Origin of the sequence: Mesorhizobium sp. B3-1-8 (genome assembly GCF_006439495.1) — a bacterium.
GTDB lineage: Bacteria > Pseudomonadota > Alphaproteobacteria > Rhizobiales > Rhizobiaceae > Mesorhizobium.
The window spans coordinates 85,449-98,926 of sequence record NZ_VFTK01000005.1 but is presented as its reverse complement, the minus strand read 5'-3'; the positions used below and the strand labels follow the sequence as shown (position 1 = coordinate 98,926).

14 protein-coding genes are annotated in these 13,478 nt (G+C 64.9%); 7 read left to right on the top strand and 7 right to left on the bottom strand.

Features of this window, described 5'->3' with window-relative positions; translation table 11 throughout:
- Positions 1-28: 28 nt before the first annotated feature.
- Positions 29-1,129: a polyamine ABC transporter substrate-binding protein gene (locus tag FJ424_RS06455; protein ID WP_140651767.1), complete on the top strand. Its 1,101-nt coding sequence runs from the start codon at positions 29-31 to the stop codon at positions 1,127-1,129.
- Between the two features lie 15 nt (positions 1,130-1,144).
- Here FJ424_RS06455 and FJ424_RS06450 read toward each other — a convergent pair whose 3' ends face one another.
- Positions 1,145-1,900, bottom strand: coding sequence for a LuxR family transcriptional regulator (locus FJ424_RS06450; RefSeq protein WP_140651765.1), 756 nt, complete (start codon positions 1,898-1,900; stop codon positions 1,145-1,147).
- 166 nt (positions 1,901-2,066) lie between these two features.
- Here FJ424_RS06450 and FJ424_RS06445 point away from each other — a divergent pair, with 166 nt between their 5' ends.
- From FJ424_RS06445 to FJ424_RS06435, 3 genes are all read left to right on the top strand, one after another.
- A complete protein-coding gene (locus FJ424_RS06445; protein WP_140651764.1) occupies positions 2,067-3,572 on the top strand; it encodes a peptidase S10 in 1,506 nt (501 codons plus the stop codon).
- Between the two features lie 144 nt (positions 3,573-3,716).
- On the top strand, positions 3,717-4,610 hold the full coding sequence (locus FJ424_RS06440; protein ID WP_140651762.1) for a DMT family transporter: 894 nt from the start codon (positions 3,717-3,719) through the stop codon (positions 4,608-4,610).
- 40 nt (positions 4,611-4,650) lie between these two features.
- A complete protein-coding gene (locus FJ424_RS06435; protein WP_246677161.1) occupies positions 4,651-5,565 on the top strand; it encodes a DMT family transporter in 915 nt (304 codons plus the stop codon).
- 178 nt (positions 5,566-5,743) lie between these two features.
- Here FJ424_RS06435 and FJ424_RS06430 read toward each other — a convergent pair whose 3' ends face one another.
- Complete coding sequence (locus tag FJ424_RS06430) at positions 5,744-6,595, bottom strand: LysR substrate-binding domain-containing protein (protein ID WP_140651760.1); 852 nt, start codon at positions 6,593-6,595, stop codon at positions 5,744-5,746.
- 112 nt (positions 6,596-6,707) lie between these two features.
- Here FJ424_RS06430 and FJ424_RS06425 point away from each other — a divergent pair, with 112 nt between their 5' ends.
- Positions 6,708-7,115 (top strand): 4-oxalocrotonate tautomerase family protein, encoded by a 408-nt coding sequence (locus tag FJ424_RS06425; protein WP_140651758.1) that lies wholly within the window; start codon positions 6,708-6,710, stop codon positions 7,113-7,115.
- Between the two features lie 34 nt (positions 7,116-7,149).
- On the opposite strand, the gene FJ424_RS06420 is transcribed toward FJ424_RS06425, so the two are convergent.
- Both FJ424_RS06420 and FJ424_RS06415 read right to left on the bottom strand, forming a co-directional pair.
- Entirely contained in the window at positions 7,150-7,656 is a 507-nt protein-coding gene (locus FJ424_RS06420; protein ID WP_140651756.1) for an RES domain-containing protein, read from the bottom strand.
- Complete coding sequence (locus FJ424_RS06415) at positions 7,653-8,138, bottom strand: antitoxin Xre/MbcA/ParS toxin-binding domain-containing protein (protein WP_140651754.1); 486 nt, start codon at positions 8,136-8,138, stop codon at positions 7,653-7,655. Before FJ424_RS06415 ends, FJ424_RS06420 begins: the two co-directional genes overlap by 4 nt.
- A 168-nt stretch (positions 8,139-8,306) precedes the next feature.
- On the opposite strand from FJ424_RS06415, the gene FJ424_RS06410 reads away from it, so the two are divergent.
- A complete protein-coding gene (locus tag FJ424_RS06410) occupies positions 8,307-10,529 on the top strand; it encodes an AMP-binding protein (RefSeq protein ID WP_140651752.1) in 2,223 nt (740 codons plus the stop codon).
- 28 nt (positions 10,530-10,557) lie between these two features.
- Here FJ424_RS06410 and FJ424_RS06405 read toward each other — a convergent pair whose 3' ends face one another.
- Together FJ424_RS06405 and FJ424_RS06400 are read right to left on the bottom strand one after the other, a co-directional pair.
- Positions 10,558-11,301 carry a phosphatidylcholine/phosphatidylserine synthase gene (locus tag FJ424_RS06405; RefSeq protein WP_246672372.1) on the bottom strand — a complete coding sequence of 248 codons (744 nt, stop codon included), beginning with the start codon at positions 11,299-11,301 and terminating at the stop codon, positions 10,558-10,560.
- Positions 11,302-11,375: 74 nt separating this feature from the next.
- On the bottom strand, positions 11,376-12,113 hold the full coding sequence (locus FJ424_RS06400) for a phosphatidylserine decarboxylase (RefSeq protein WP_281405428.1): 738 nt from the start codon (positions 12,111-12,113) through the stop codon (positions 11,376-11,378).
- A gap of 173 nt (positions 12,114-12,286) precedes the next feature.
- Here FJ424_RS06400 and FJ424_RS06395 point away from each other — a divergent pair, with 173 nt between their 5' ends.
- The gene (locus FJ424_RS06395) at positions 12,287-13,156 is read left to right on the top strand and encodes an SMP-30/gluconolactonase/LRE family protein (protein ID WP_140651748.1); all 870 of its coding nucleotides are present in this window, start codon (positions 12,287-12,289) and stop codon (positions 13,154-13,156) included.
- Here FJ424_RS06395 and FJ424_RS06390 read toward each other — a convergent pair.
- Positions 13,132-13,473: an antibiotic biosynthesis monooxygenase gene (locus FJ424_RS06390; RefSeq protein WP_140651746.1), complete on the bottom strand. Its 342-nt coding sequence runs from the start codon at positions 13,471-13,473 to the stop codon at positions 13,132-13,134. The genes FJ424_RS06395 and FJ424_RS06390 overlap by 25 nt on opposite strands.
- Positions 13,474-13,478 lie beyond the last annotated feature (5 nt).

Here is a 13,478-nt window from a genome sequence, read left to right as displayed (position 1 = left end):
GCCAGCCCAGGCGAAAAGGAGGAGATTCATGCGCATCCTGATCCTGTCAACGCTGCTTGCCGGGCTCGCCTGCGGCATCGCCAGCACGGCTTCGGCGGACGAGGAAAAAGTCGTCAACGTCTACAACTGGTCGGACTACATCGCGCCGGACACCGCCGAGAAGTTCGAGAAGGAGACGGGCATCAAGGTTCGCTACGATGTCTATGACGGCAACGAGGTGCTCGAGACAAAGCTGCTCACCGGCGGCTCCGGATATGACGTGGTCTATCCTTCGGCCTATCCGTTCCTGAAGAACCAGGTGAAGGCGGGAGCCTTCCTGGAGCTCGACAGGTCCAAGCTCGCAAACCACGCGAAGATCGATCCGCAGGCTCTTTCGCTGATCGCCGGCGCGGACCCGCAAAACAAGCATGCCGTGCCCTATATGGCCGTCACCGACGGCATCGGCTACAACGTCGCCGCGGTGAAGCAGCGGCTGCCGGACGCGCCGACAAATTCCTTCGCCATGGTCTTCGACGTCGACGTCGTCAAGAAGCTCTCCGATTGCGGCGTGGCGATGATCGACGCGCCGGCTGAAGTCATTCCGATGGCGCTGAATTATCTTCATATCGACCCCCGGTCGACCAGTCCCGACGACCTCGCCAAGGTCGAGGAACTGATGGCCAAGGTGCGGCCCTACATCCGCTATTTCCACTCCTCGAAATACATAAACGACCTGGCGAACGGCGACATCTGCGTCGTGCTTGGCTGGTCGGGCGACATACTTCAGGCAAGGACGCGTGCCGCCGAATCCACCAAGAAGCTGGAGATCGCCTATTCCATTCCGAAGGAAGGCACGCTCATCAACTTCGATACGATGGCGGTACCGAAGGATGCGCCGCACCCCGACAACGCCATGGCCTGGATCAACTTCAACCTGCGGCCCGATATCGCCGCTGCCAACTCCAGCTATGTCTCCTATGCCAACGCGATACCGGATTCCCTGCCGCTGATGGACAAGGCGATCGCCAGCGACCCCGGTGTCTTTCCTCCCGACGACGTGAAGGCCAAGCTGTTCGTGGTCGACAACAGCGACGCGAAGCTGCTGCGGTCTCAAAATCGTATGTGGACGCGTGTGGTGACGGGGCAGTAGGGCCGGCGCGCAACATCAGTTGCGCGCGGCCTCGCGAACGGCTGCCAGCAGTTCCACCTGAGAGTGCACACCGAGCTTGCGGTAGACCTGCTTGATGTGGTTGCGGGCCGTGCCCGGCGAAATGGAAAGGCTCCGCGCGATGGTCTTGGCGTTGCCGCCGTCGATCAGGTGCCGCGCGATCTCGCTCTCGCGCGCGCTGAGCAGGGACCGCGCGGCCTCGACTGCCCCGCCCTTGTCCCGGAGGCGGCACAAGTGAAACAATCTTTCCAGAACCAGCTTCGTTGCGCCGCCCGCGGCACAGGCGAGCGCCAGGTCCTGCTCGCCAAAGGGCGGCGCGCCGTTGCGCCGCAGAAAGGTGACATAACCAGCGGTCAGCCTGTCGAGATTGAACACGCCGGTTATCTCGTCGAAGCTGTCGGAGGGGCCATAGAATTCGCGGTAATAGGGCGAGCGCTGAAAATCGCCGCTGCGGAGAGCCGATAACGGCAACAGGAAATCCTGCCGGCTGCTGGCGAACCGCTGGAAGAAGGGGTCCAGCCGGTAGACGCGGGCGTCGTAGTCGCGGTTCCAGCGATCGGGGCCGGCGTCATCGATCGTCAGGGAGGTAATGTCACGGCGATAGAAGCCGACATAGACGCGATCGGAGCCGAGCAGCACGCCCGCCGCCGCGGTGAAGCGAGCCGACAATTCCTCGGGCGTTGCAGCGCCGGCCGCGGCGGCGACGCCGCCGCTCCAGCTTGCAAATCGGTCCAGGGAAAAATTCGCGAGCATTCGCGCCTAGCCTAGCGCATGCCGCCGCAAGTTCAACCTGGCGAATGGCGGCAAGGCGGACCGGTATGGCTGCCTCAGGCACAGTGACGGATTGCGAGAGCGAGTAGTTGCTTTGACTTCACAGACCCAGGCCATACCTATTGCGAAACCCCTTTGCGGAGGCATCATGAGGTCCAAGCTGAGACTCGTCCCCTTCATCCTGCTGGCGTTCGCCGCCTTCTCACAGCCGGGCTTCGCCGCCGAAGCACCCGAGCGCCCGGCGCCCGAGGGTGGTGTGCTTTCTCTCCTGCCGCCGCCCCAGGTGACCGAGCATTCGATCACGCTTGGCGGGCGCAAGCTGGATTACCAGGCCAAGGCCGGCACGCTGTCGCTCTTGTCCGGCAAGGGCGAGGTCACCGCCGAGATCTTTTATGTCGCCTACACGCAGCAGTCGCCTGCGCCGGCGAAGGACCGGCCGATCACCTTCGTCTTCAACGGCGGACCGGGCGCGGCATCGGCCTACCTGCATCTCGGCGCGATCGGACCGCGCATCGTCGAGACCGCCGCCGACGGCGAATTCCTGCGGCCGCCGCAAAAGCTCGTCGACAATCCCGACAGCTGGCTCGACATGAGCGATCTCGTCTTCGTCGATCCGGTCGGCACCGGCTACAGCCGCGAGGCGCCGGGGCATGAGCCGAAGGAATTCTGGAGCGTCGACGCCGACGCCAGCTCGGTCGGCGCCTTCATCCGCCTCTATCTGGCGCAGAACGGCCGCACCGGATCGCCGCTGTTCCTCGCCGGCGAGAGCTATGGCGGTTTTCGCGCCGCGCTGCTCGCCCGCACACTGCAGGAGGATGTCGGGTTGAGCCCCAGCGGCGTCGTGCTGATCTCGCCGGCGCTGGAATTCATGCTGGTGCGCCCCGACCAGTTCGACCAGTTGCATTGGGCGCTGGAATTGCCTTCGCTGGCGGCGACACGCCTGAAGGGCGACGGCGTCAGCGGTGATGCGTTGCGCGGCAGGCTGGCCGAGGTCGAGCACTACGCGCTCGGCGATTACCTGACGGCGCTGAACAGCGGGCTGGAGCAAGGCGGCAAGCTCGCCAGCGGTCGCGTTTCGGAGATCACCGGCCTGCCGCTCGAGCTCGTCCAACGCAATTTCGCCCGCATCCCCATCGGGCTTTTCGCCAAGGAATTCCAGCGCGCCACGGGCAAGGTGCTCAGCCCTTACGACGCCACCATCGGCACCGCCGACATCGCGCCGCAAAGCGCGCGTGACGCCGGCCCCGACCCGGTGCTCGACCGCAGCATTCCAGCGCTGACATCCGCCTTCATCGCCTATGCCCGCGACGAGCTCAACTACCGCACCGATGTCAGCTACCGGCTGCTCAACGGCGAGATCAGCCGCAGTTGGGATTACGGCACATCGGGCCAGGGTTATGCCGGCGTGATGAACGACCTGCAGCGGGCGCGCTCGCTCAACCCTGCCCTCGGCGTCGTCATCGTCAACGGCTACACCGACCTCGTCACACCCTATCTCGCCTCGCGCTACCTGGTGAACCAGGTTCCCTCGCTCGCCGACGCCAAGCCGATCCGCCTCGACGTCGTCGAGGGCGGCCACATGATGTATCTGCGGCCGGATGGGCGACGCGCGCTGAAGGACGCGGCATCGGAGCTCTATCAAGCGACGCAGTAGTCCCCGACCGACCTTCGGCGAAACGACCTGCGCCAACGCAAGTGCTGCGGTGGAGCAGCGCCGTGCAAGCTTTCGCCCGTATAGCTGGAGCAGCGGTCCCGACTGGGGCGGAACCGCTTTCCACGCAACCACGCTGAAAACCGCATGGCCAATATCGTCGTCCTCGAAAGCCGCGAAAGGGTGCTGGCCGGCATCCTGTTCACGGCCGCCGCCTATTTCCTGTTTTCGGCGCAGGATGCCTCGATCAAGCTCCTGGTCGTCGGCATGACGGTCTGGCAGATCATGTTCGTCCGCTCGATCACGGTGCTCGTCGCCTGCGGCGCGATCGGCGGCAGGCGGCTGTTCGCCGAAACGATCGACTCGCCGATCGTGAAGCCGATGCTGGTGCGAAGCGCCTTCACGCTGGCCGCCTGGCTTTGCTATTACAACGCCGCGCGCTCGCTGCAGCTCGCCGAGCTCACCACCATCTATTACGCAGCACCCATCATCGTCACCGTGCTGTCGGTGCTGATCCTGGGCGAGACGGTGCCACTGCTGCGCTGGCTGGCGGTGTTCATCGGTTTCGTCGGCGTCTTCATCGCCTGCGATCCAACCCGGCTCGGCCTCTCGCTGCCGGTGCTCCTGGTGCTGGCGGCGGCCGTCCTTTGGGGGATCGCCGTCGTGCTGCTGCGCAAGACCGCCATGCAGGAGCGCACCATGATCCAGCTCGTGCTCAACAATTTCTATTTCCTGCTCTTTTCGGCCGTGCCGGCGCTGATCTGGTGGCATATGCCGGACGGAACGCAGTTCCTTTTGCTCATCAGCGTCGGCGCGCTCGGCGGCGTTGCGCAATACATGCTGTTCGAGGGCATGAAGCGCGCGCCGGTGTCGATCGTGGCGCCGTTCGAGTACACGTCGCTGGTCTGGGCCTTCGCGCTGGGCTACGCCATCTGGGGCGACCTGCCGCGCACGGAAGTGTTCATGGGCGCGGCGCTGATCATCGGCGCCGGCCTGCTCATCGTCGGCAACGAGCGTTTCCGCAAACGGGAGCAGGCCTGATGACAGAAGGCTGTCAGGAGCAACTGGGTAAGCTGGCGCCATGACAGACACGCTCGACATGCCGGAAAAGCTTGCGCCTGCCGCCGACGTGGCCGCCGAGCGCACGCTCGGCATCATCCTGGTGTCGGCCTCGGCAATCGCCTTCGCGCTGACCGGCGTGCTGACCAAGTCAATCCATGCCGATCCGCTCACCATCACCTGCTGGCGCGGTTTTTTCGGCTCGATCCTGATCAGCTTCTACGTGCTGTGGCGCCGGCGCCGCTCGGGCAGGCGCGAAAGCCTGAAACTCGGCTGGCGCGGCTGGCTGCTGGCGGTCGAAGGGGCAGCGGCCAGCATCGCCTTCATCTCGGCCTTCAAATTCACCTATGTCGCCAATGTCGCGGTCATCTACGCGACCTCGCCCTTCATCGCGGCGCTGCTCGCCTTCCTGTTGGTGCGGGAAAAATTCCGGCTGCAGACGATGGTTGCGGCGGCGGTGTCGCTTTGCGGCGTCGCCATCATGGTGGGCGCCGGCCTCGGCAACGGGCACCTGTTCGGCGATGGGCTGGCGCTTTTGATGACCGCCGGCAGCGCGCTTTACATGATCATGGTGCGCGCTTTTCGCGATTCGCCGGTCGTCTGGGCGGGCGCTGTCTCGGCCTTCCTGCTTTTCGTGTTCGGCTGGTTCGTCACCGATCCGCTGGCCGTGTCCACCCGCGACATGGCGCTGCTCGCCACTTTCGGCTGCTCTTTCGCGCTGGCTTCGATCCTGTGGACGGAAGGGTCGCGGCTCATCCCGTCGGCGGAAGCCGGGCTGCTGGGCTCGGCCGAGGTGCCGTTCGCCATCTTTTTTGCCCTGCTGTTCCTCGGCGAAATCCCGCCGATGGCCAGCATCATCGGCGGCGCTATCGTGCTTTGCGCGGTCTTCGCGCATGCCGGCCGCGACTGGTTGAAGGCGAAATCGGCGCGCTCGTAAATTATTTTCGCAGTCATGGAACCATCATCCGAGTCAGGCATTGTTGGTTCGACGGGTCACCCCCCAAGTCCCCCCAAACCCCTCGACCCGTCCGACTAGAAGCCGACCCGCAAAAAGGTCGGCTTTTTCTTTGGGAATTGCTTCGGGAACTCCCGGGACATGGCGGCACGGTTTCCATTCAGGACAAGGCCAGGCCGTCGCCGAGAAGCTGCGCCAAATCCCGCGCCGGGCGAGGAGCCTCGCGGCCGAGCCGGATGGCGAAATCGGCCATCGGCAGCGGCGGGAGGTCGAGATCGGCGGATGCCTCGACGATGCCGGAATGGGCGAAACGCCGGGTGCGCGGCGTCAGCGCGATGCCGGCATTGACCGCGCTGCGCAGGCCGGCAAGGCTGGCGCTGCCGGCGGCGATGCGATAACGGCGGCCGGCCGCGTCGAGCGCATTGAGCGCGGCTTCGCGAAAGCCGCAATAGGGATCGAGCAGCGCCAGCGGCACCGCTTCGGGCCGCGCTGCTAGGCCTTTTTCCGAGCAGAGCCACAGCATCGGCTCGCTGATCACGGCCGTTTCATCCGGCGACGGGGCATGGCGCATCGTGATCGCGAGGTCCAACTGGCCCGCCTGCAGCGCCGATCCGAGTTCCAGCGAGCGGCCGACGCGCAGCTCGATCCTGACGCGCGGATGGCTGACGGCGAAGGACCGGAGCAGGTCCGGCAGCCCTTGATCGGCGAAATCCTGCGTCGTGCCGATGGCGATGCGGCCGCCGGCGCGCGCGCCTTTCAGCGCCAGCCAGGCCTCGGTATGTACGGCAAGGATGCGCCGCGCATGGCCGACGAGGTCCTCGCCGGCCGGGGTCAGCCCGCGTCCCCTGCCCTGCGGGGTGAGCAGCGGCTCGCCGACGATCTCTTCGAGCCGCTGCATCTGCGCGGTCACCGCCGACGGCGTGCGCCCGACAGTGGACGCGGCCCTGGCCAACGAGCCGCCGTCGACGAAAGCGAGGAAGGTTTTCAGAAGATCGGGATCGAGCGTTACCATACTTCGATAATATCGAAGTAATTATCAAAAACAATTCGATTTTATTGACGAATGGATGCGCCCATATCTCTCCCATCAAAGGCGCGACGCGCGAAACCGAAGGAGAGAAGAAATGCCGATCATCAACATCAGCGTCACCGGCAAGCCCGACCCCAAGCTGTCCGCGGCAATCGCCAAGGAGGCCACCGACATCACCGCCAGGGAGCTGGGCAAGGATCCGACGATCACCGCGGTCGCGGTCAACTACATCGACCCGCAGCACTGGTTCGCCGGCGGCAAGTCGCTGGCCGAGCACGGCGCCAACACGTTCTGGCTGGACATCAAGGTCGTCGACGGCACCAACACCAAGCTCGAGCTCGAAGCCTATCTGAAGGCGATCTTCGAGGCTTTCGGCCGGCTCCTTGGCGGTGTGCATGAGGAAAGCTATGCCTTCGTGCATGAGGTGCCGGCGGCGGCCTATGGCTATGGCGGCAAGAGCCAGGAGTTCCGTTTCATCAGCGGGAGGCTGAAGGCAGTATAGGGTGTTTCGCTCCGCCGCCTGTCTGCACGGTACGCTATCTCGCGGGAGGATGAAGCCTGGTATCCAGCGCGAAATCCTCCTGCAGGCGCGGCTTGTAGAGGCCGCTCGCGCGGCCGGGATCGAACACCAGGTTCCAGCTATGCTGGGACACGGCGCTCGGAATCAGAAATAAGGGGTGCTCCGCTAAGAGACCGTCGCCAAACTGTTGCTGCCCTGCGCTTGGAATGCCTGGCCGAAGCCAGTTTGCGCTTGGAATATCGCCGATTTCCACCACATGAATTTTCGAAGGATCGGCGATCTCGAATGCCGTCAGCACGTGGCGGACTTTATCGAGCGTGCGAAATCCCTTGTGGACCGCCACCTCGAGAATGGCGGTCGAAGGGTCAACGGACGCATATACGGCCCTGACGCCTTTGCTGTTCCACCTTCCCCCGAGTTTGAAGGCTCCCTCGCCGCTGTACCAGCTTGCCTGGAAGCGTTTGTGATCAAGTCTCCAGCCGAGGACATCGCCCGTTCCGAGAGAACCTGGCAAAGGCGTCACGCGTAGACACCGTAGTCGAGCCGTTCGAGAAATTCCTGCACAAGTATGGTACCCGCCGCCGTGGCCAAGAGATCGATCGGTCGCCTGTTGTCCAACCCCATGACGGGCTCAATCATCCATTTCTCGGCCGCTTCCTGGTTTCCGAAAACAGACGTCGCCTTGGTGAGAACCCTGGCGAAATTCCAGGTCCTTGAACCTTGCTCCCGATTGAGCGTCCGGGAGTGATCCGATTTGTGCCGCTGAAATGTCCGCTCGCTCATGCCGAATGCCGCCTCGAAGGCATCTGCTTCGATGACGGTCAGTTGCCTGACGAGGCTTTCCAGAGCCTGGCTTGGAATTCCATGCAGGATCATTTCATGCGCCTCGAGCGGGCTGGATACCGAGGATCCAAGAACCTTCGGCCCGCCGAACAGGTCGATCAGCCGTTCGAACTCCGGCTCCATGTGTGGTGCTTCGGCAAACCCCGTCGGGAAACTGGCCATCTTTACCTCTCCGTCACGTGTCATTTTATTTACGACATGTGTCAGAGCCTTTCAAGTGGAGATCGAGGCACTGCTTCAGCCCACATTGACCTTGCCCCCACTTCCGCTACCCTCTGCCACCGAAGCGGCCGCTCAAGAGCCGCCCCGAGGAGACTGGGAGAGAGCGGCATGATCCTGACCCTGGCGCTGCTGGCGGGCCTTGTCCTTGCCTGGCTGCTGATCGCGGTGATCGAACGGTTCCGGCTCGACCTGCGCTTCACCCAGGCGCTGCTCTATGTGCCGTTCAAGCTCGCCTATCGCGTCGCCGACAACCGCATCCGCATTGCCCGCAGCGCCAAGACGCCGGTGATCTATGTGGTCTCGCACCAGTCGCGCATCGAGCCGGCGCTGATGCTGTCGCTGCTTCCCGACGACACGCTGCATATCTTGGACGAGGCCTCGGCGCGCTCGCCCTGGCTGGAGCCTTGGCGCGAGCTTGCCCGCACCATCGCCTTCAACGCCGAGCATCTCTTCGTCAGCCGGCGGCTGGTGCGCGTGCTGAAGGGCAAAGGGCGGCTCGCCGTCTACCTGCCCGACGATGTCGAGCCGGACGTCAAATCCTTCCGGCTGTTTCGCGCCATCACCCGCATCGCCATGCAGGCCGACGCACGCATCGTGCCGATCTTCGTCGCCGGCACGCGCGACCTGCCGGTGTCGCTGACGCCGAAGGAGAAAGCGCCGCGCCACTGGTTCCCGCGGCTTTCGGTGAGCGTGCTGGAGCCGATGACCATCGCCGAGCTGGTGGCACGCAACCCGGACATGGCCTCCAACACCAACGCGCTGTTCGACCGTTTCGCCGAAGCGCGGCTCTACGGCACCAATCTCGACCGCGGGTTGTTCCTTGCCATGCGCGATGCCGCCGATCGCGTCGGCCCCTCGCATCCGATCATCGAGGACGTGATTTCCGGCTCGCTCAGCTATCGCAAGCTGTTCATCGGCGCGCGCGTCCTCGGCCGCCATTTCGAGGTGGTGACAGCGCCCGGCGAAGCGGTCGGCGTGCTCCTACCCAACGCCAATGGCGTGGTGCTCACCTTCGTCGGCCTGATCTCGGCGGGCCGCGTCGCGGCGATGATCAACTACACCGCCGGCCCGGCGAGCGTGACCGCGGCGGTCCGCACCGCGGTGATCCGCACCGTGGTCTCATCCCGCGCCTTCATCGAAAAGGCCGCCATCGACGACATCGTCGCCGCGGTCGAAGCGGGCGGCGCCAAGATGCTGTGGCTGGAGGATGTGCGCGCCGGCGTGACGGCCCTGGACAAGGTCGCGGCCGCGCTTTTGTGGCGCCTGCCTTTGCAGCGGCAGCAGGCGGGCAAACCAGCTGTGATCCTGTTCACCTCCGGCTCGGAAGGCACGCCGAAGGCAGTGGTGCTGTCGAACCGCAGCCTGCTTGCCAATGTCATGCAGGCCGAGGCACGCGTCTCCGTCTCGCCGGCCGACATCCTGCTCAACGTGCTGCCGGTGTTCCATTCCTTCGGGTTGACCGGCGGCACCATCCTGCCGCTGGTGCTGGGGATAAAGCTGTTCCTCTACCCCTCGCCGCTGCACTACAAGATCATCCCCGAGATCGCCCGCAAGGTGAAGCCGACCGTGATGTTCGGCACCGACACTTTCCTCGCCAACTATGCCCGAACCGCCAAGGACGGCGACTTCTCCAGCCTGCGCTTCGTCGTGGCCGGCGCCGAAGCGGTGAAGCCGGAAACGCGGCGCACCTATCACGACCGTTTCCAGGCTTCGATCGTCGAAGGCTTCGGGCTGACCGAGGCCGCGCCCGTGGTGGCGGTGAACACCGCCATCCACGGCCGCGACGGCACAGTCGGGCGGCCGCTGCCGGCGATCCGCATGAAGCTGGAGCCGGTCGAAGGCATCGCCGAGGGCGGCCGGCTGTGGCTCGACGGGCCGAACATGATGATGGGCTATATGACCGCCGACCGTCCCGGCGAATTGCAGCGGCTGGAAGGCTGGCACGACACCGGCGATATCGTCTCGGTCGACCGCGAGGGCTTCATCACCATACGCGGGCGGGCCAAGCGCTTCGCCAAGATCGCCGGCGAGATGGTGTCGCTGGGCGCGGTCGAGATGCTGGTGCAGTCGCTATGGCCGGAAGAGCGCCACGCGGCGGTGGCGGTGCCCGACAAGAGGCGCGGCGAGCGCATCGTGCTGGTCACCACCGCTGACGCAGCCAATGCCGAGGAGCTGCGCCAGTTCGGTAAGAAGGCCGGCGCGGCCGAGCTGATGGTGCCCAACGACATCATCAAGGTGGAAGAGATCCCGGTGCTGGGCTCGGGCAAGACGGATTACATCTCGGCGCGCAAGCTGGCGATCGACCGGCTGGGGCTCAGCGCGGCTGCCTGATCTCCCCCTCAAGGGGGAAGACTACCAGCTACCCGATATCCGACGGCGGCACCTTCTCGCCTTCGCGCATGGCCCGCTTCGAATAGGCGCGCACCGAGAGTGGCAGGAACAGCAGATAGCCGGCGACGGAAGCCGTCAGCGTGTACCAAGGATAGGCCATCAACAAGAGGATGTAGAGCACGACGCCGAGGATCACCGGCAGCACCCGATCGCCGGGTATCTTGACGCTCTTGCCCGAATAGACCGGCAGGCGGCTGACCAGCAGGAACGCCACCAATACGGTAAAGCCCGAGGCGACGAAGGCCGCCGGCCGGGTGGGCTCCAGCCCGAGCCGCAGGAAATAGAGATAGAGCGGCAGCATGACCAGCACAGCACCCGCCGGGGCCGGCACACCGACGAAATATTCGGTCTGCCAGGCCGGCTGGTCGGTGTCGTCGGCCAGCACGTTGAAGCGGGCAAGCCGCATGCCGCAGGCGATGGTGAAGAGAAGTGCCGCGATCCACCCGGGCGAGCCGGCGCGATCGAGCAGGAAGGCGTAGAGCACCAGCGCCGGCGCCACGCCGAAATTGACGATGTCGGCCAGCGAATCCATCTGCGCGCCGAATTTCGAGGTCGCCTTCAGCATGCGCGCCAGCCGCCCGTCGATACCGTCGAGGAAGGCGGCAAGCAGCACCATGACCACCGCGATCTCGAAGCGGTTCTCGAAGGCGAAGCGGATGCCGGAAAGGCCGGCGCAGATGGCGAGCACCGTGACCAGGTTGGGCAGCACCATGCGCATCGGGATCTCGCGGATGCGCGGACCGCCGCTGGCATGCGCCTCGAATTTCTTGAACGGCGCGCCCACGCTCAGGAAATCCTGACCAAGGGCGTGACCGCGGTGCCGCCGAATTCGGCAAGCACGGTCTCGCCGCCGACAGCCGTCTGGCCGACCGCGACGCGCGGCACGGCGCTCGACGGCAGGAAGACGTCGACGCGCGAGCCGAAGCGGATCAGGCCGAAACGCTCGCCGATCGCGATCGTACCGCCGGTCTCGGCCCAGCAGACGATGCGCCGCGCCACAAGGCCGGCGATCTGGACGGCGGCGATGGTGCCGTTCGGGCTGTCGATGACCAGGCCGTTGCGCTCGTTCTCGGCGCTTGCCTTGTCGAGCTCGGCATTGAGGAATTTTCCGGGCTTGTGCTCGATGCGCGTGATCCGGCCGCGCACCGGAGCGCGGTTGATGTGGCAGGAAAACACGTTCATGAACACCGAAATGCGGGTCATTTCGCCGGAGCCGAGGCCAAGCTCGCTCGGCGGCACGGCGGGCCCTACCGCCGAGATCACGCCATCGGCCGGGCTCACCACCAGCCGGTCGTCGACCGGCGTGACGCGCTCGGGATCGCGGTAGAAATAGACGCACCAAGCGGTGAGGATCAGCCCGATCCAGAACAGGATCGAGGAGAAATAGCCGAGAAACAGCGTCGCCGCGGCGAAGGCGGCGATGAAGGGATAGCCTTCGCGATGGATGGGAACGAACGTATTCTTGACCGAGTCGAGAAGCGTCATAGGGCTTGGGGCGGTCCCTGTTTCAGGTTGCGCCTCAATAGCGGAAAGCCCCCCTCCCCGCAACGCAACAATGGGGGGAGGACAAGCCTGGACGGCAGCGCCGGCGCGCAAGCCTGACTTTTGCTCCTGTTGTCGGAACTCGGCTCCGTCACGCGTCCTTGGCGAGAGGACACCCAAGGATCCCGCCAATGCCTTCGCCGAAATCGTCTGCAATGAGTGCCAAGGTCGTCACAACAGGCCTCGCCTTCGGCGAGTCGCCGCGCTGGCATGATGGCCGGCTCTGGCTCTGCAACTGGGGCACCGGCGAGATCGTCGCTGTCGACGAGGATAGCCAGAGCGAAGTCATGCTCACCGTGCCGGCCATCCTGCCCTATTCGATCGACTGGTTGCCGGATGGCCGGCTGCTTATCGTCTCGGGCCGGGAAGGCCTGCTGCTCAGGCGGGAAGCAGACGGGACGCTCGTCACCCATGCCGATCTCAGACACCTGTCGAAGAACCCCTGGAATGAAATCGTCGTCGACGGGCGCCGCAACATCTACGTCAATGGTGGCGGTCCGGCGCCGGCGCCGGGTGAGCATTTCGGGCCGGGCACGATCGTGCTGGTCGCAGCGGACGGCAGCGTGCGGCAGGTCGCCGAGGACATCGCCTTCGCCAACGGCATGGCGGTGACGCCGGACAACAAGACACTGATCGTCGCCGAATCCCACGCTAACCGATTGACCGCCTTCGACATCGCCACCGATGGCGGCCTTTTCAACCGCCGCGTCTGGGCGCGCCTCGGGAACGATTATCCCGACGGCATTTGCATCGATGCGGAAGGCTGTGTCTGGTACGCTGATGTGCCCAACCGGCACTGCGTGCGTGTGCGCGAGGGCGGCGTGAAGCTCGACGGGATCGCGACCGATCGCGGCTGCTTTGCCTGCATGCTGGGCGGGACCGACGGCAGGACGTTGTTCATCCTCGCCGCCGAATGGCGGGGCTTCGAGCATATGGTCAGCGACGCCCGCACCGGCCAGGTGCTTAGCGCCGCTGTCTCCGTGTCCGGAGCCGGATGGCCTTACAGCTCCGGTACGCGCTGGTAGTTGGCGATGTCGGCCTTTATGCCGAGGCGCGCGATGGTTTCCTGCGCGCTGAAGGCGATGCGCTCATGCGCGGCCTTGACGATCGGCACCACCTTGTCGACGGCATCCTGGCTTTCCCACTCAACCATGGTGACGATGTTGAACTCGCCGGGGCCGGAGAACTGTTCGAGCAGGAAATCCTGCACGAAGCCATCCTGCTGGCGCAGCAGTTCGTGCGTCATGAAGACCTTGCCGAGGATTTCCTCGCGTGCCTCCGCCGGCACGACGAATTTGTCGACCCGGAACACGCTGTCGGTGCGGTGATTTCTGGTGCTCATTTCGA